Annotated in this window: 16 protein-coding genes; 7 read left to right on the forward strand and 9 right to left on the reverse strand. The window is 43.7% G+C overall.

Translation table 11 applies throughout. The features are described from left to right. Positions 1 to 172 precede the first annotated feature (172 nt). Complete coding sequence (locus AC5JPT_RS07480) at positions 173 to 1,069, forward strand: ABC transporter substrate-binding protein (protein ID WP_493857662.1); 897 nt, start codon at positions 173 to 175, stop codon at positions 1,067 to 1,069. 429 nt (positions 1,070 to 1,498) lie between these two features. Here the strand turns inward: AC5JPT_RS07480 and AC5JPT_RS07485 are convergent, their stop codons facing one another. The 3 genes from AC5JPT_RS07485 to AC5JPT_RS07495 form a co-directional block, all read right to left on the reverse strand. Continuing rightward, a complete protein-coding gene (locus AC5JPT_RS07485; protein ID WP_397477779.1) occupies positions 1,499 to 1,969 on the reverse strand; it encodes a hypothetical protein in 471 nt (156 codons plus the stop codon). Positions 1,970 to 2,037: 68 nt separating this feature from the next. After that, a complete protein-coding gene (locus tag AC5JPT_RS07490) occupies positions 2,038 to 3,000 on the reverse strand; it encodes a hypothetical protein (RefSeq protein ID WP_493857663.1) in 963 nt (320 codons plus the stop codon). A 255-nt stretch (positions 3,001 to 3,255) separates the two neighbouring features. Next, on the reverse strand, positions 3,256 to 6,189 hold the full coding sequence (locus AC5JPT_RS07495; protein WP_493857664.1) for a valine--tRNA ligase: 2,934 nt from the start codon (positions 6,187 to 6,189) through the stop codon (positions 3,256 to 3,258). A gap of 312 nt (positions 6,190 to 6,501) precedes the next feature. Between AC5JPT_RS07495 and AC5JPT_RS07500 the strand changes: the two genes are divergently transcribed. Next, positions 6,502 to 7,644: a formate/nitrite transporter family protein gene (locus tag AC5JPT_RS07500; RefSeq protein ID WP_493857665.1), complete on the forward strand. Its 1,143-nt coding sequence runs from the start codon at positions 6,502 to 6,504 to the stop codon at positions 7,642 to 7,644. 159 nt (positions 7,645 to 7,803) lie between these two features. Here AC5JPT_RS07500 and AC5JPT_RS07505 read toward each other — a convergent pair whose 3' ends face one another. From AC5JPT_RS07505 to AC5JPT_RS07530, 6 genes are all read right to left on the reverse strand, one after another. After that, positions 7,804 to 8,727 (reverse strand): bile acid:sodium symporter family protein, encoded by a 924-nt coding sequence (locus AC5JPT_RS07505; protein ID WP_057761648.1) that lies wholly within the window; start codon positions 8,725 to 8,727, stop codon positions 7,804 to 7,806. A 421-nt stretch (positions 8,728 to 9,148) separates the two neighbouring features. After that, positions 9,149 to 9,646, reverse strand: coding sequence for a YbjQ family protein (locus AC5JPT_RS07510; protein WP_493857666.1), 498 nt, complete (start codon positions 9,644 to 9,646; stop codon positions 9,149 to 9,151). 76 nt (positions 9,647 to 9,722) lie between these two features. Next, complete coding sequence (locus tag AC5JPT_RS07515) at positions 9,723 to 10,157, reverse strand: YbjQ family protein (protein WP_493844273.1); 435 nt, start codon at positions 10,155 to 10,157, stop codon at positions 9,723 to 9,725. A 153-nt stretch (positions 10,158 to 10,310) separates the two neighbouring features. Continuing rightward, positions 10,311 to 10,868 (reverse strand): YecA/YgfB family protein, encoded by a 558-nt coding sequence (locus AC5JPT_RS07520; RefSeq protein ID WP_319050953.1) that lies wholly within the window; start codon positions 10,866 to 10,868, stop codon positions 10,311 to 10,313. Between the two features lie 264 nt (positions 10,869 to 11,132). Next, on the reverse strand, positions 11,133 to 11,369 hold the full coding sequence (locus tag AC5JPT_RS07525; RefSeq protein ID WP_057761656.1) for a PA3496 family putative envelope integrity protein: 237 nt from the start codon (positions 11,367 to 11,369) through the stop codon (positions 11,133 to 11,135). Between the two features lie 175 nt (positions 11,370 to 11,544). Beyond that, positions 11,545 to 12,975 (reverse strand): hypothetical protein, encoded by a 1,431-nt coding sequence (locus AC5JPT_RS07530; RefSeq protein ID WP_493857667.1) that lies wholly within the window; start codon positions 12,973 to 12,975, stop codon positions 11,545 to 11,547. Positions 12,976 to 13,355: 380 nt separating this feature from the next. On the opposite strand from AC5JPT_RS07530, the gene serB reads away from it, so the two are divergent. The 5 genes from serB to bioB all read left to right on the forward strand — a co-directional run bounded on the left by serB (position 13,356) and on the right by bioB (position 18,542). Continuing rightward, on the forward strand, positions 13,356 to 14,543 hold the full coding sequence (gene serB / locus AC5JPT_RS07535) for a phosphoserine phosphatase SerB (RefSeq protein ID WP_493857668.1): 1,188 nt from the start codon (positions 13,356 to 13,358) through the stop codon (positions 14,541 to 14,543). Positions 14,544 to 14,762: 219 nt separating this feature from the next. Further along, positions 14,763 to 15,758, forward strand: a complete 996-nt coding sequence (locus tag AC5JPT_RS07540; protein WP_493857669.1) for a DUF368 domain-containing protein — start codon at positions 14,763 to 14,765, stop codon at positions 15,756 to 15,758. A 289-nt stretch (positions 15,759 to 16,047) separates the two neighbouring features. Further along, on the forward strand, positions 16,048 to 16,440 hold the full coding sequence (gene aciT, locus AC5JPT_RS07545; protein ID WP_493857670.1) for an AciT family ciprofloxacin tolerance protein: 393 nt from the start codon (positions 16,048 to 16,050) through the stop codon (positions 16,438 to 16,440). Positions 16,441 to 16,629: 189 nt separating this feature from the next. Beyond that, positions 16,630 to 17,136 carry an SCP2 sterol-binding domain-containing protein gene (locus AC5JPT_RS07550; RefSeq protein ID WP_493857671.1) on the forward strand — a complete coding sequence of 169 codons (507 nt, stop codon included), beginning with the start codon at positions 16,630 to 16,632 and terminating at the stop codon, positions 17,134 to 17,136. A 299-nt stretch (positions 17,137 to 17,435) separates the two neighbouring features. Then, a complete protein-coding gene (bioB, locus tag AC5JPT_RS07555) occupies positions 17,436 to 18,542 on the forward strand; it encodes a biotin synthase BioB (RefSeq protein WP_493857672.1) in 1,107 nt (368 codons plus the stop codon). Positions 18,543 to 18,554 lie beyond the last annotated feature (12 nt).

Here is an 18,554-nt window from a genome sequence, read left to right on the forward strand (position 1 = left end):
TCGTCTACGGATAAGGAACGTAAATAGGAACGCAGATAAGCGATATGGATAAATGAGGTACCAATACCTATACGCCTATCATATGTAGATTTTGCCTGTCTTGTTTCGCCTTTCATGTTGTATTTGAACAGCATCAGTCTGATTGTTTTCTATCATTAAAAAGGAAACAACCATGCAATCGACCACCAAACTTACTCTTACTCTCGAATGGTTCTTGAACCCTGACCACTTGCCCTTTATCGCAGGTGTGACCACGGGTGCATACGAGCAGGCAGGGCTAGATATCGCTATTATCGAGCCTGATGACCACTATGATGGCTTTGCTGAATTGCAGAACCAGAGCATCGATCTACATGTGAATGAGCCGATTCATTTGTTTGAGCATTACGCGCCTAATCTGCGCGCATTGGGCTGCTTTTTTGAGACCGATGGCGGCATATTGATGCAGCAGTCTAGTATGGACAAATTAAAAAATAATCAGCCGATTCGCATCTGTACCCCTGCGGCTGAAGAAAAAACCAATCGCATTGGCTTTGAGATATTGGCTCGCTATGCCAAGAAAAACGGCTTTAGTATCAGCCGTGATAATGTAACCTTTGTGCAAAAGGACTTTTATCATATAAAAAATCTGCAAGAAGACCCAAGCCTCGATGGTGCATGGCTGTGCTTTTATAACTTTGAAGGCGTTGAGGCAACTCACGAGGGTTTAGAGTTTGAATTTATCGATCAGCATCTATCTCCCTATCCGAACTTTTCAGCTTTAGAGATTCTGACAACAGATGAGATCTATAGCGCGAAAAAAGACGCGATAGATATCTTTATCCAAGTGACCAATCAAATGACGGAACTGTGCAAAAATGAGCCAGCCACAGCCCACCGTATGTATTACGACTATAGTAAAACCGAAGCCGATACGCTGATGGATGCCATTATTGACAACACGCTAGGCAGATTGATCGCGCCCATCAAGCCTGATGCAAGTAAATGGCAAGAACTGCGCGAGATGCTAGCCGAAATCGATATCGTAACCTTAACTGATGAGCAATATCAATCGCTTTGGGAACTGTAGAGATTTTAGAAGTTAAGAATTTTGAATAACAAAAAACCGCCATAGCATTTGCTGTGGCGGTTTTTTATTACTTTAAACAAGAGCAAATTCAAATAGATATAAAGCAGTCTATATCTATCGGACTTTGGCAAGTCAACTTAAGCGTGATGGGTGCGGTATCGTCAATAGCAAGATTGCTTAAAGGCGAGCGTTGTCCGACGGTGAGATGGTTCATGGTGTTCCTTACGTTAGCTTGTTATTCCTTTGAAGATAATAGACTAATTACTGACATTAAAAAAACCGCTAAAGCCAGTGCGGAAGCGGTTTTTTATTTTAGCTAAGCAGGCAACTTAATGCTATTTACTAAGAATGAATAACCATCTAATCGAAAATATTTTACAGATATTATGCGAATTTGCACAATACTTTATTCCCATATTAGATAACTAATTAGCCCGAATGCTTCTTTTTCATCCAATAATAACCTATTCCAAACCTAACTTCATGAGCATGACAGATATAAACAGTCTGGCATAGCGTACATCGACATTCATAGTTAGTTTCAGGATAAGAAACATGCTGGACTTTCTGTAATATCTCTATCAGTCCCAGACTTTCTTGCCCTTCTGGTGTAGATTTAACATATCGATATTTTGAACATCGACAAACACCTTCAGCAATATCATTTAGAAAAGTATTAAGCTTATCCATTGAACCTAAGATGTATTGCCTTGAACTGTCTTTTGGCCACGTTTCAGTCTTTTTGAGAACCTCAAATTTATCAATATGTTTTGCTATCTCTTTTAGAATACTCATATCTGAAATATTCATTATTTCATAAGCATTTATTTCACTAGGAATAAGTACTTTATCATCAAATGTCTTATTTTTTATAAACTTTATGATATCATCAGTTTTCATGGTTATCTCTATTTGTTTTATAGCTACTTAATTATTTATACATATTATATAAATTTTAATAATGTTATCTATATAAATACTTTTAAGAACTCTTCTACAGATAAAACCTGAGCTTTAGAGCCTCTAAAATAGTAGCAAGCTAGCGCCTTCTTTCTGAACTTTTCATCAGTAGATATAATGAAATCGAAATGCCAAGCTAATGAGGCATGTTTAGCATCCAGCATAGAGGCATTATGCAAACCTTTTTTATTAGTTATATTTTGAAACCTATCAGGAAAATAAGCTACCCAATTTAAAAGTAGAAATAGAAATTCAATTTTGTTCTCGATACCCGCCACATTATGAGACAGTAAAACCGGAAGGTTAGGATCATGATTGAACAATCGGCGTTCAACCTCTTTAAAGACCTCTTTAGGTGAGTATGATTCAATACTCTCATAACTTGAATCATTTATAATTTCTCGTAAATTGGGAATTAGATTTAAGACTGAATAACCTTCGATTTCATTCAAGGGATTAAGTTTTTTACTGGCATACTGAGAAACCTTTTCACCAATTTTATCTATAGGTCGTTTTAGAATAGGTAACTTCTTTGATAACAAAGAAAACGGTGTTGAAACAAGCTCATCAATGAGCGAATCAAATCTTTTTTGAGCCGTAGCTCCTGTATCGATGCCATTCAAGCTCTGAATAAGCTTTTTATTTTTGTAATCAAGCCTTTGAGATAAAGAAGAATTCTTCGATTCAAAATAATCCTTATAGACTATTTTTGAATCAGGGGATTTATGTGGAAACTGATTATTCCAATATATTGCGTTGAGCATATTTAAAACATTCAAATGCTCAACAACAAACTCTTCGCTTTTTACTTTACTGATTTCTATAAGTGTATATTCAGAGTAAATAACTTGGAAGTCTGGTCTCCTCAATACTTCAAGTAAACTTGCGAAATTAGAACCTATTTCTCTTATCTTAGAGACTCGCAGTTCAGTCAGAACGTTTTGGTCTAGATAAACGGTGCAAACCTTCATAAAACTATCTCGTTTTAAGTAAGTTCAACTTTATTATATTATTACAAGAAACAATTGGCACTTATATACAAAATGAGCTTACATATAAAAAAATACACCACCATAAAAATGGCAGTGTATTTCTTGTTATTTACTTTTGCGCGAGGGACGAGCGCTGAGCTAAGCTATTAAAGAGCACCGTCCCATGCATCGCATATTTGCCCCTTATTAAAGGACTCCGATGCTGAGGCTATGCTCTTTAAGCTTTTGCTTTACTTACAACGCTTTCAACTGCTCCATCTGCGCTGTCATCGCCGTCAACTGCCCTTCTAACTCAGCCAGTTTCGCCTTCTCAGCATCGACCACTTCCGCAGGTGCTTTACTGACAAAGCCTTCATTACCGAGCTTACGCGCGATACCATCGGCTTGCTTTTGTAGCTTTTCATGCGCTTTACCTAGACGTGCCAGCTCAGCCGTTGGATCGATTAGACCCTTCATCGGTACGAGTACCCGTAGTTGACCGACCATACTTGATGACGATAGTGGCACTTCATTGCCTTCTTTGACGATCTCTAAGCTCTCGACTTTGGCAAGCGCTTTGAACTGGTTTTTGATACGGGATAGACGCGCTTCTTCGTCGCTAGAGACGTTTTGTAGTAGCACTGGCAGACGTACCGCGTTACCCAGTTTCATCTCACCACGGATGTTACGGACGCTCGCGATCAGCTCTTGTAGCCACGCCATATCCGCTTCAGTCTGCTCACTGATTTGGCTGGCATCAGTCTGTGGATAGTCAGCGACTACGATGCTGTCAGTGTTTTTACGACCCAGTAGGGGCGCGATGGTCTGCCAGATTTGCTCAGTCAAATACGGCATGATTGGATGAGTGAAACGTAGCGCCGTCTCGAGCACATGTAACAGCACATAGCGGATTTGCGCTTTACGCTCGTCAGATACCGATTCATCATTTAGACTGGCTTTGGCAAGCTCAACGTACCAGTCACAGTACTCGTTCCAGATGAACTCATAGATATCTTGGCTGACCATATCGAGACGATACTGAGCAAAATGCTGATGAATGTCTTTGATGCTAGAGTTTAGGCGACTCATGATCCACTTTTCTGGTAACTCCCATACGTCAGGGTTGGCCACTTGGTCGATAGGCTTAGCATTACTATCGCCATCCACACAGTTCATAAGGACAAAACGGCTGGCGTTCCAGATTTTATTACAGAAGTTGCGATAGCCCTCGACACGTTTTAGATCAAAGTTGATATCGCGACCAGTACTGGCTAACGAGGTAAAGGTAAAGCGCAGCGCATCCGTACCATAAGCCGGGATGCCTTCTGGGAACTCTTTACGCGTTTGCTTCTCAATCTTGGCCGCGTCTTTTGGATTCATCATATTGCTGGTGCGTTTTTCTACCAGCGCTTCAAGCTCAATACCGTCGATCAGATCAATCGGATCTAAGACGTTACCTTTTGATTTTGACATTTTTTGACCATTACCATCACGTACCAGACCATGCACATAGACGGTCTTAAACGGTACTTGCGGCGTGCCGTCTTCGTTTTTCACGAAGTGCATGGTCATCATGATCATGCGGGCCACCCAAAAGAAGATAATGTCAAAACCTGTCACGAGCACGCTGGTTGGGTGAAAGGTATCCATTACGCGCGGATCAGCGTTGACGTCTGCCCAGTCAAGCGTACTAAACGTCCATAAACCTGAGCTGAACCACGTATCGAGTACGTCATCGTCTTGGCGCAGTTTTACATCATCACTTAGGTTGTATTTAGTACGCACTTCCTCTTCATCACGAGCGACATAGATCTCACCTGTCGCATCGTCATACCATGCAGGGATACGATGTCCCCACCAGAGTTGACGGCTGATACACCAGTCTTGTAGATCGGTCATCCACGCCATATACATGTTTTTGTACTGCGCAGGGACAAACTCAATGCTGCCGTCTTCTACTGCGTCAATCGCAGGCTTGGCAAGTTCTTTGACTGCGACATACCACTGATCGGTCAACCACGGCTCAACGATTGTACCGCCACGCTCAGCACGCGGGGCTTTTAGCGCGTAGTCTTCGATATCTTCTAGCCAGCCCTGCTCGCCTGCTTGCGCTACAAGGAACTTACGCGCGGCAAAACGCTCAAGTCCTGCATATTCGCTCGGCGTGGTCTCAAGCTCTGGTTCACGCGTTTGCAAATCAGGGTAGACTTCCATCGCTGGTAGAATATTAGCGCGCTCATCGAGAATATTGATGAGTGGCAAGCTATGGCGACGACCCAATTCATAATCGTTAAAATCATGCGCTGGGGTGATTTTGACACAACCGGTACCAAAGTCTTTTTCGACATAATCATCAGCGACGATAGGCACAACACGACCCGTAATTGGCAAGGTAATCGTTTTGCCAACTAGGTGTGCATAGCGCTCATCGCTAGGATTGACCGCGACCGCCGTATCACCAAGTAGCGTCTCAGGGCGTGTGGTAGCAACGACCAGATAGTTTTTGCCATCTTGCGTCGTTAAGTCTTTATCTGTGAAATGGTAGCGGAAATGCCATAAGCTGCCTTTTTCATCATGGTTTTCGACTTCTAGATCAGACAGTGCGGTTTGGAACTTTGGATCCCAGTTCACCAGACGCTTACCACGGTAGATCAAGCCATCATCGAACAGGCGAACGAACACTTCTTTTACTGCGTTAGATAGACCATCATCCATGGTAAAACGCTCACGCGACCAATCAACCGAGCTACCTAGACGACGAATTTGGCTGGTGATATTGCCGCCCGACTCTTCTTTCCATTCCCATACTTTATCGATGAAGTCTTCACGCGTCATATCACGGCGTTTGATACCTTGCGCTTCTAAACGACGCTCAACAACCATCTGGGTGGCGATACCCGCATGATCCGTACCTGGTTGCCACAGCGTATTGTCACCATCCATGCGGTGATAACGAGTGAGCGCATCCATGATGGCGTTGTTAAAACCATGACCCATGTGCAGCGAGCCAGTGACGTTCGGCGGTGGCAAGGCGATAGAAAATGACTCGTCTTTGTCAAACGTCGGCTGAAAGTAGCCGCTCTCTTCCCAGCCTTGATACATACCTGCTTCGACTTGTGCAGGATTATAGGCGTTTTCTAGTTGGCTTAGCGCCGCTTGGATAGATTGCGTGAGGGTCTGGTTACTCATAATAGGGTGATCTTATTGTTGGTAATGAATGTGGTCAAACTGAGATGGCACAGAATGCTATAAAAACAGAGAAAATTATTGATAGTGTGATTTTAACGCAGATAGGCATATTTTGTTAGATGGTAAGGCAATTTATAGGACGTGAACCGCATTTATTCCTCAATTAACAACCCCAGTCAGCCAAATACGCAACAGAATATCTTACCCTCGTACGATAAAATATGGATGATAGCTGAATTTGAGCATACTAAAACTTAAAACTACCAAGCCTGAAACGTACTAAAACATTATATAACCAACAGTGAGCTGACCGTGCCCCAAGATACCGAGCAACCCCCCAACTCTCAGAACAACTTGCCAAACGATAAGGCTCTGCACACGACTACCAAAAGTCATCTACATTCAGATGACGATGCGCTGAATGGCAGTCACGAAAATAACAGTATGGAGCACAGTCATACACTACAGCACAGCCACGCTGTAAAAGACAGCTCTGATATGGACAGTCATCACTCAGATGACCACATAAAAGCTACCGAAGAACTAGATAATGATGACTTGCCAGAAGAAATCAGCGAAGAAGATAAAGAAACCATCAAAAAAGTCGCCAGTGATGACAATCTAAGCCAAGCAAAAAGCTACGCCAGTATCTTGGTAGAGCAAGTCATCCATGCCAAAGAAACCTTTAAACGCTCACTTGGTTCGTTATTTACCAGTGCCTTTACCGCTGGACTCGAGATTGGTATCAGTTTTTTTGTGATTTTATCCGCATTTGCACTACTGAATGACGTGCTACCCAGTCGCTATGCGATGGTACTGTCGTCCCTACTCTATCCGATTGGCTTTATTATCGTGGTGATCGGTCAGTCGTTACTGTTTACTGAACAAACATCCCTACTCAGTCTGCCTGTACTCAATAAAATCGAACCACTGCATAAATTGCTCAGGCTGTGGGGCATCGTTATTGCTGGTAATATCGTGGGCGGTTGTATATTTGCAGCCCTTATGATCGGTCTGGGGCTACACATGCACTTGTTTACAGATCATGCTATTGACGCCTATGCCGAGCATATTTTGGGGTTTGAGTGGTGGGTTATCTTTGGCAGTGCAGTGCTAGCAGGCTGGATGATGGGCGTCGCCGCATGGTTAGTGACTTCTGCCCGTGACACTCTGAGCCGTATCGTCTTGGTCACCCTCATCACTGGTAGTATCGGGTTCTTGGGATTGCACCATAGCATCGTGGGCAACATCGAGGTATTTTCAGCACTGCTATATGGCAATATTGTCAGCCTTTGGCACTATTTGGTATTTTTAGTCGTGGTACTGGCGGGCAATACGGTGGGCGGCGTGGTATTCGTTGCCGTACTCAAAAACCGTACGTTCTTATTTGAAATCGAAAAGGTCAAAGAGCAAACTGCCGAGGCGAGAGCAAAAATGGACAGACGAAGATTTTAGATTCGAGATGAAAAGAGGTACTACACACAAAAGCCCGCAACGCACTTCCTTATACGAAGCGTGTTGCGGGCTTTTTTATTGCGCCATACATTGCTACTTTTTTGCCAAGTACTGTCTCAACTGGCGTGACAATACATTACTACGGTTATCTTAAACACCTTACATTCTACGTGCTGCCAATACACTGTTTTCTATCTCGGTTTTTTTGGCTTTATTGTGCTGAGCTGTGAATACTCTGACCATGATACCAGCGGTCAAGAACATAATTAGCGTATAGATAGCTGGCGTCAACGACATCTTATAGTTAGCGAGCAGCGTCAATGCCATAAACATCGATAGCGTACTGTTTTGTAGACCGACTTCCATGGTGATTGATCTTCTCTGTTCAGGATTGAGACCAAACCATTTACTCGTATAATACCCAAGTGCCATCGTTGATACGTTTAATATGAGCGATACAGGACCAGTAGCAATTAAGGCCTCTACGATGATGTCTCGTTGCACATAGCTCAAGAAAAGCACCAAGAAGCTCAAAAAGATCACCCCAAAACGGGATACCATAACCTGTGCTCTATCAGCAAATTTAGGCTTATAGTTTTTGATCAGCATCCCGATACTAACCGGCAGGATAGTCAGCGCAATCAGGCTAATCATGGTCTTGGCGACTGGCAGTTGGAACTCGCTGCCCGCTCCCATGAAATAGACGAGCGAAAAGCTAAGTACGATAGGAATGGTAAATACAGTAATGACGCTGGCAATAGCGGTCATCGTAACTGACAGGGCGACATCGCCTTTGGCAAGATAAGTGAATAGGTTTGATGTGGTGCCACCAGGACACAGTACCAGCAACATAACCCCAACCGCATACTCAGGCTCTAATGACATAGACGCCGCTAAAGCAAAACCAACTAATGGTAAAAATATAAGCTGATTGGTGAGACCTATACCGACGGCCTTGGGGTACTTGACGACTCGTTTAAAGTCATTGGTAACTAGGGACAGTCCCATTCCCATCATAATCAAAAAAATACTGATAGGAATAACTTTTGAATTTACAAACGTGACTAACTCCACACCTTCCATAACTACATCCTTGTAGATAGAGCCCTTACACGGGCAAGTTTATGACAACGTTGTGATGCTCAATCAGCCAATCCTGCTGATATCTGGGGTAACAGCCATCGATGTTGTCAGCTCTTTATATAATCTTGATTCACACAACTGTGTGCTTAGAACGACAATTTTTTGATGATACTCATCTTTTACGGTATTAATTCTTTATGGTACTGGTCTTTTACGGTATTGGTTTTATAGTACGAGTACTTGTAGTACTGATTCTTGTAGTACTAATTTTTGGCAATAACGATTTTTAGTCCATACGAACCGAAATAATAACGGAACGGCAAAATTCAGTATATCGTTGTAAAAGTGTATGTATTTGATTTTTTTGACTACTCGTCAGTCAACTATCAATTTATATGTCTGAGACTGAGGTAAAAACGATCTAGACGGGTATCACGTGAGGTGTAGCAGATGTATGGTCAGTACTGATTACCGCTGTACCATAGGCTATGGCTTCTACCATACTGCCCAATTGGTTGACGTTGGTGACTTCTAAGCGCAAACCATAGATATGTGTGTAGCCTTTGGCTTTTGCTTGGGTGCGCATACGGACGATCGCCTCACGGCGCGCGCGATCTAATAATGTCTCGTAGGTGGTTAGGTTTTTGCCAAAGACACTGAGTATACGGGCGATAATCATTTTAAAATAATCTTGCGCGATGACGACACTACCCAGTACCAGCTCACCCTCACTACCAGTCGCCAGCAGAGGACGATAAAAGCGTTCACTTGAGACGGTAATATCACCTAATGCTTGCTCTGCTACTCTTAGCTGCGCCAAATGCTGACGCTCGTGACGCGAGCCAAAAAACCAACCAGCAGCGAATAGAAAGACAAACGGCCCATAATTGATAAGCACTTGCATCAGTGAGTCATTCATGGCACGTCTCTCATCATAAAAAGCACTACAGCTTTTAGCATTATATAATTAACCGAAATGAATTAATCAAACAAAATTAACCAAAGGGATTGAAACGCGGTAAATCATCGGGCGCGGTTGGGGTTTGAGGATTCGTATGTTGAGCTGAGTGATGGTGGCTATCACTTGGCGGGTTTTGGAATTGTTGCTGCGGTACCGCTTTGACAGCCGTACCATAGACAAACAGCTCTGAGGCACCCTGTGCGATACTAGAAGTTGAAAAACGTAGTCCTACAATTGCATCAGCACCCAGCGCTTCTGCCTTGACTATCATACGATCTATCGCCTCTTGACGTGACTCTTCTAACAGCTCGGTATAAGCCGTCAGCTCGCCACCGACGATGTTTTTTAGTCCAGCAAACAAGTCTTTACCGACGTGCTTTGAGCGTACGGTACTGCCATATACCACATCTAGGCGCTCGGTGATTTGATAATTAGGTAGGTGTTCGAGGTTGGAGAGTTGCACAGCCATAATAAGACCTTATCAGTGACTTATAACGTATCTAAGAAAATGACCAAAACCACATGGGGCAGCTTTAATATAAGTAAAGAGACTTTGCTATTGTGTGCTGCTATATATCGCTAGTAGTACCACACACAGTAGCACAGTCTCTTAGAGCAACAACTAGTCATTGGTATGGAATAATAAGAACAGCTCGGTCAAATTACCTTCGATGCTATTGGCCATTTGTACCATCTTATCTTCATCTTTACGCATTTCAGACAGCTCTGGATCTTCATCATCGATGCCGCTTAGTACGATCATTGGCAAGGTCAGTACAGCAACGTCTTCTGCTGTCTCTTCGTCTTCGAACCAATCGCTCGCCTCATCGCCATACATCGCATCGACAAAGCCAATCGACCAAGCCACGATATCCGACTCATCTGAGAAATCAACTGCTACCTCTTCGTCACCAGCATCTTCACCAAATGGTAACTCAATTGGCGTCTCGTTTTTTAGCTCAGCCATGATCGAGTCACGCCAGCGTTTGATGCCATCGATGACATTGTCTGGAATCTCACTCACATGCCCTTCAAAAAGCGCATCCATCCAGTTAGGCAGTGGACGACCGATGACAGTCGCTGTCAAAAAGCCATGCGCCGCAACACTATCGAGCACGAACTGGCTCTCTTGGTTATCCAAATAATCTAGTAATTCATCAAAACTTAGTTGGTTACTCATGGTTTGGTAGTCCTTGAAAGATAGATATCATCAACCGCAGCGATTGATCCATTGTATGCAAGATGGTAGATGGTTTGAAAACAAAGGCTGCTTGAATCACTAAAACCAAGCAGCCTTTATGAAGTATGTATCATCAGATAGAAACGACTGCGAGTAACTGTAAATAACAACAAACAGCGAGTACTCTATATCAACAATTGAATAGTAATGTGACGGTCGATCATTAAAGCACTTTAGTCAGCTTAGACGATCAAAGCCTACAAATTAAAAGTCATCATCGTCCCAGTCATCGCCGTCTTCATCAAAATTGTCTATATCATCTAGATCGTCTTTTAATTCTTTAGCCAAACGCTTTTCTTCTAGCAAATTATCGATCAGTCGACGCTTCTCAAGACTACTTAAGCGCGTACGTACGCTCGTCTCAGCTTCTTCGACCATCTTTGCATCATCATCGTCGACAAAATCATCATCAAAATCGTCGTCAATATCAGCGTCACTCATGACAAACTCCTATCATTTTTAGGCAAGGGTGTTGAATATACATCAATATATATATGCCTTATAAAGTCTCTGTTGAATGTTGTCAATGCTTTTTCTTAATATGTCACATTTCGGCCTCAGTGCCAAGACCGTGATATAGGTAATATAGCGGACAATTGTAATATAAATAACGCCTCTACATAGACGACTCATCGTCGTCTTCAATCATCAGCACCGCATTACGCACGTCTGCCAATCGCTGAATCAGGGAATCATTACCACCATCGAATATCGCACATTCTCGCTCATAAACTGTCGTTGGGCGCATGATGCTATGTACTTGTACATGATTGCTGATCTGTTTGAGACCTGCATTAGGTAATAGTATCAACAGCTGCTCTTTTTTGCCGATACTCTGTAGCAGATGTGTCATTGCTTCTGCTTGCGCCTCATCGCTGACACCTGCTTTTGCTGGTAAGGCAAAACGTGACAGCTCAATATGCTTATCGTGAATGATTTTGTTAAGCATCAAGTACAATTTGGCGAGCATCACACCAGCCAGCGCCACTTTTGCATGGCTATTGTCCGCCTTTAATACCACGCTTGCGCCATCGTCCTCGAAACGTGCCTCATTGGTCGCATTGACGCCAAGCAATAGTGGCTGTTTGAGTAGCTCGGTCACTGCCTGATTGAGCAGTTGCGTACACAGCGCCAGATAAGGTAGGCGCTGAGCTGGTGCTAAACGCTCCAGCATATTGAACTCATCATGAAAGACGATTTGGACTCGTACGCTATCAACGTTTCGTGTCGCAGACAGTTTAGCTGTATGACTACTGGGCTGATCGTCGCTCGTCGCCGCTGTATTAGCAGCGCTATCCTCAGTCGTGGCGGTCAAGCTGCTCGCTTCGTCACTGGCGCCTTGATTTTGCTGTGTTCTGAGATATTCGTTGACTTCGTTATGTACATTGAACGTACGTGTGTTCGTTGTGTCTTCGGTCAGCGCTTGTTCGGAAGCGGCGCCAGATGCTTGACTATTAGTGTCTGTGCGACGCTCAAGATCACGATTGTAGCCTCGCTGGTCGACCTGATTATACTGCTCGCGGTACAGCTCTTGAATACTGCGACTCAGTGCGCTGATTTGCTCCTTGGTAGGGCGTGCAAGATAACCATAGATTAACCATAACAATAAATGCAGCAGCATCGTGCCGATCACAAACGGCCATTGCATGGTAATGATTTCGCCCTTACTGACATCTTTTAGGGTCAGTGCAACGCTACCAATCACCGCGTCACCGTTGGTTGCGATTTGACGAATCGTATCCCCTTGTTGCATCGGCGCGTTACCTACCGGCACTAGAATCTCGTCGGTATTGTCTTTGATAAGTATCCGTGTCACATCTTGCTCGCTGGTATAGCGATTAGCAATAACGCTAAGACTGACGCGGTCTTTGTTTTCCAAAGACAGCCTTGCTTCATCAATCAGCTGGGCGACCATCTGCTCGCCTTTTAACGCACGACTTTTGCTCAGCTGTTGGTCGGTACTGATGACCAATAACAGCGTCTGCAAACAAAAACTAACCAGAAGAATAATGGCAAACAACCCTTGCCGCGGCGCTAAATACGTCATGATATGGTAAACTTTTTTGGAGAAAAGAAATTAAAAAACGAGGCTATTGCTCATTTTTTGGCTATTTTTTAGAAAATGTTGATGCGGGCATACTGATGCAACTTCACTGAGGTTTATCAGCACATAGGCTCTGATGTCTTTAGCTTGGCGTTACTACCTATTGCTCAGTTTGTCTTGTCTACTATATCACCATAACAAACCTTATAGCGTGAGTCGCTTTATAAATTTATCATAATAACAGCAATGCATTTCTATCGCGTCTTACACCATAAAATCTGTTTTTAAACATCATTGTTACTTTGCGCGTCATCTATAGGCGCTGCTTAGGAAAACTGTTATTATTCCCAATCTTATATGAGCATACAAGGGACAAATGAGCCATGCCAAAAAATACCTCTTATTCGTTACCAAAAGACAGCAAAGCATGGCAGCAAGCCGTCGACTCTATTGCGACATTATTGCCTGATGATACCAATCTGCAAGATTTTGATGCGCTACAATCGCTACCTGTTTTTGCACTTATCGTCGTGCTACCGACTCAAGTATCAGCAATCGATATTCATCAATACATTCAGTCTTGGGTAGATGAACAGCCAAGCTGGCATTTGGTGACTGTCGCAGAAGATACTGATGCCAGTTTTGTCAATATCACAGTATCTGATACGGAGCCGACGGCGGCAGATGCACAGCGCCTCCCTTTTACCAATGCTCAAGTGTACCGCTATTTGCTAGTACCCGTGACTGACACCCTAATGCATCCCGGCAAAAAGACTGCCGCCGCCCACATCATCGATGATCAGCTAACCACTCGCCTGCGTCATGATTTGTCTGAACAATACAACACTGGTATTGCAGATAGTGCTGTCGACCTAAACGTTGTCGATTGTCATATTTTGTCTGTCGGTCATATGCTGCGCACCCATAAGCTTGCTTGCTTTGACATGGATTCGACTTTGATTGAACAAGAAGTCATCGTAGAACTGGCAAAAACGGCTGGTATTGGTGAAGAGGTCGAAGCCATCACTGAAGCTGCGATGCGCGGCGAGATTGATTTTGATGAGTCATTTGCTCAGCGTGTGGCGTTGCTAAAAGGCACCTCTACTGAGGTACTTGATGATATTTGTAGCCGCTTAACATTATCAGTTGGTGCACGTACCACCATCAGTGCGCTAAAAGCATTGGGCTATCATACGGTGCTGGTCTCAGGCGGTTTCACTTATTTTGCCCGCTATATCGCTGAGCAGCTGGGTATCGATGAAGTCCATGCTAACGCCTTGGATATTGAAGACAATGAAGTAACTGGTCATGTGCAGTTTCCTATTGTTAATGGTGCCAAAAAAGCCGCTATCGTCGAGCATACTGCTGAACGCTTGGGCATCAAGATGTCACAAGTGGTCTGTATCGGAGATGGTGCTAATGACCTGCCGATGATGGCGCTTGCTGATCTAGGGGTTGCCTATCATGCTAAGCCAATCGTGCAAGCACGTGCAGATGCCGCTATTAATGTGACTGGTCTTGAGGGTACGCTTTATGCACTCGGCTATCCAGCGCTTGCGCCTACTGAGTAATCACTAAACATTCTAGAGCCTCTGCTAAGCTGGATTAATGTTTTTTTCATTGATCCAGCTTTTATGCGTTAGGGCATGTCTTATGAGATGGTTTTACTTCGAAGGTTTAAGATCCTAGTAATACCCACCACTTATACTTTTTATTACTTATTAGTCATTCATGCTTAGATGACACTTACTCTCAAACCATACTCACTTCCAAAAAATAAAGGACTGTTCATGACGGCACCACAATCTCCGCGGCAAAACCAGCCGTCAGCAGCGCAGCCACTTGATACTAGCACTGAGGCTGTACGCAACGACAACCCAAAACAGCTTTTGGGGGTTTATCTCAAAGGAATGGCTATGGGAGCCGCTGATATCGTACCTGGTGTCTCTGGCGGCACCATCGCACTGATTGCCGGTATCTATGAGCGCTTGATTAATGCGCTTGGTAGCATTGGTCCCAATTTGTGGCAGATATTTCGCCAAGAAGGCGGCATTAAAGGATTCGCTGCGATTTGGCGCCATGTTGATGCGACATTTTTGTTGTGCTTGCTACTTGGTATTGTCACAAGTTTTGCTACGTTAGCTGGTATGATCAAGCATTTTCTGGACAATCAACCGCTCCTCATTTGGTCGTTCTTTTTTGGGCTGGTTGTCGCGACCGTATTTATTTTGTTGAGTGAAATCAAGCACTGGAACATAGGCCGTGTGGCATTGTTTACTATTGGATTAATCACTGCTGTGGGCGTTAGTAGCCTGCCACTGCTCACAACCACACCCAGTCTTCCCTATTTGTTTTTTGCAGGGGCAATCGCTATTTGTGCTATGATCCTGCCAGGTATATCAGGGTCTTTTATTTTGCTACTGTTAGGTGCTTACGATGCGGTACTAGAAGCAGTCGACACGATGAACCTAAGCGTCATTCTAACTGTCGTCGCAGGTATGGCAACTGGATTGTTGTTATTTACTCGCGCATTAAAGTGGTTATTGTCCCGCTACTATCAAGCAACATTGGCACTGCTGACAGGGTTTATCGCAGGCTCTCTAGTAAAAGTCTGGCCGTGGAAAGTAGATGCTTTGGGTGCGCTTAACAGCGAGGCAATCAATAACGTCATGCCATGGCAATATCCTACTGGTCCACACTGGGTCACCACAATTGGTCTTATGCTGATCGGCGCTATTTTGGTGTCCTTACTATCGTGGTGGGGCAATCGTACCAATCGAGTCTAAGCGTTTGGCAAACTGTCAATTCTAAAACCGACAACCATATTGGCGAATTTGCTAGCTAATAAACACCCTCTCAAGCAAACAAGACCATTTCCGTATTACTCAAAATAAGCGCCAATCCTCACGGCGCTTAGCCTAAAACCTAGCCATCAAATATCTTAAAAACAAACCAAAAAAATCAAACGTCAACGGTTGTCGCAAAGTCGCCTATACCCTCTTTAGCTTTGTCCGACAACCTTTCATAATAGCTTCATTGGAGTTCACCTTATGAATAGCGAGATGAATGATGGTAATGACGGTTTTTTCTTTTATTGGTGTAGAGGCGTGGAGTAGCACAGCTTGGCTGGGCTATGGCTTGCTGGTAGGGATGATTGTGGCACTCGCCTTATCATCACAGCGTTGGCTTTTATGGTATCTGTTTGGCGGGATGGCTTATTGGCTGAGCGTTGAGGTTATCCAGAATATCTTGGCAGGTCGCTCGATGTTATCTGCACTGTCAGAATGGCACAGCTATGTCATTGCTATGGGTATCAGCTGGTTGCCTTTGGCAGGTTGGGTGTTGTATCGAGCATTGCGTTACGACGATGTGAGCCAGTCAGTGAGTCAGCAGCGCGAGCTGGAAGCGGCACGTTATGTTGAGCATACACCTGTTTACGATGATGATTACCATCCACGCTTTCACTAATCCTGTCTTATATATGCCGCTGTCTCATTCATAATACTGACATCGAATGTTACAAGATACTTAACGCACTCTACTTAACTCCTAAAGAGTTCAAAGCAGCTGATAGTTTATAATCTAATTATATATTTATCATAAAAACTGGTATAAAGTACGCTTTATTTTTATGCCCCATCCTTTAGGAGTTCCACTATGTTTACTATTCCTGTATTAGATATCAAATCTGACCCATTAGATGCATTGCTCGCAGTCGTTGGCTACCGTCTATCTATGCTAGCTGATAGCGACAACGAAGATGTCAAAGTATTATTTGCTGATCGCAACGTCACCATTGAGTTTGCCAGTACCGAATCTGATATCGCTCGTTCTTTTAGCTTTGATAACGGACAGTTTAGTCAACAAAGTGGTCATGCAAAAGACGCAGATCTTACCATCACTTTCAAAGACTCTATGACTGGTGTAAAGCTATTAACCAAAGGCAGCTTACCTGCATTTATGACAGCTGTTCAAGAAGGTAATCTGAGCATTGAAGGCGACTATAGCCTAATGATGTGGTTCAATAAGCTGGCTAAACATATCGTGCCAGCTGTACCAGAAGAGTGCAAACCATATATCCAAAAAGCCAAGCCTTATGCTTATAAAGCACAGCAGCTTGCTGAACATTGGGTTGGGGTTGCTAAGCACAAATTGGGTAAATAAATAATCGTAAGTCAGGTCAAATAAATCAGAGATTCAGTATTGAGCTGGTTACATAAACGGCTAATGTATTAGATCATAGTAAGTAGTAAAAAGTTTGTCATGCAGTTGATCAGAATATAAATCCTTACTATTTATGTGCGCTACTGTGACATTTATACATACTCTCTAGCAGGGTTCTGATTTTCTAAAAAGGTTGCGGTATACTATACTGCAACCTTTTTTGTTACCTTATAAATGACAACAGATAACAATATTGATTTTACCTAATACTACTTAATATCTATAAAAGGACTTACCTTATGGCAGGATTGCTTAGCATCTCTGAACCAAACGCCGATAGCCCAATCGATGACAGCCTAATCAATGATAGTACGTCGACCATATATAGCCGTGACGATATCGCTCAGTTGTTTGACCTTCCGTTAATGGATTTGCTGCTACAAGCGCAAACCATTCATAGAGAGCATTTCAAAGCCAATGAAGTACAAATCAGTACGCTACTGTCTATTAAGACGGGCAACTGTCCTGAAGATTGTGGTTATTGCTCGCAATCAGGTCACCACCGCGACACGACTAAGCTACAAGCAGAAAAACGTATAGAAGTGGATAAGGTCATCGCCGCAGCAAAACGTGCTAAAGCAACTGGCTCCTCACGTTTCTGTATGGGTGCGGCTTGGAAGCATCCAAGCGCCAAAGATATGCCTTATGTGGTAGAGCTCGTTAAGGAAGTCAAAGCATTGGGGCTTGAAACCTGTATGACGCTAGGCATGCTCGATACCAACCAAGCAACACAGCTCGCCGATGCAGGACTGGACTATTACAATCATAACTTAGATACTTCGCGTAGCTATTATGAGCAAGTGGTCAGCACACGTAGCTATGACGAGCGTTTGGATACGATAGAAAACGTGCGCAACTCTGGCATTAATGTCTGTAGTGGCAACATCGTTGGCATGGGTGAGAGCCGTGATGACCGTATTGATTGGGTCCATGAGCTACTCAAGATGCCAAAAGCACCTGAATCTATTCCTGTGAACTTGTTGGTTCCTATTGCTGGGACACCAATTGGTGATAAAGTGTTGGCGGAGGGTCAACTATCAGTACTTGAGTGGATTCGTACCATTGCTGTGGCGCGTATTTGCTGTCCAACCAGTTACGTGCGTTTGTCTGCTGGGCGTGAGAGTCTATCAGACTCTGAGCAAGCCCTAGCCTTTATGGCAGGTGCCAACTCATTCTTTTATGGTGACAAGTTACTGACGACTGGTAACGCAAGTCAATCAGGCGACGATAGGCTCATGCGTGAGCTTGGTCTAACCAAGCAGTTTGCTGCCCCAAGAGCACCTAAAGTATTGCCTGTAATGGATGCAATGAACGGTCATCAAACCCAAGTGGTATTGGCTGACTAATGTGGCCATGTG

Source organism: Psychrobacter sp. H26 (assembly GCF_059073035.1).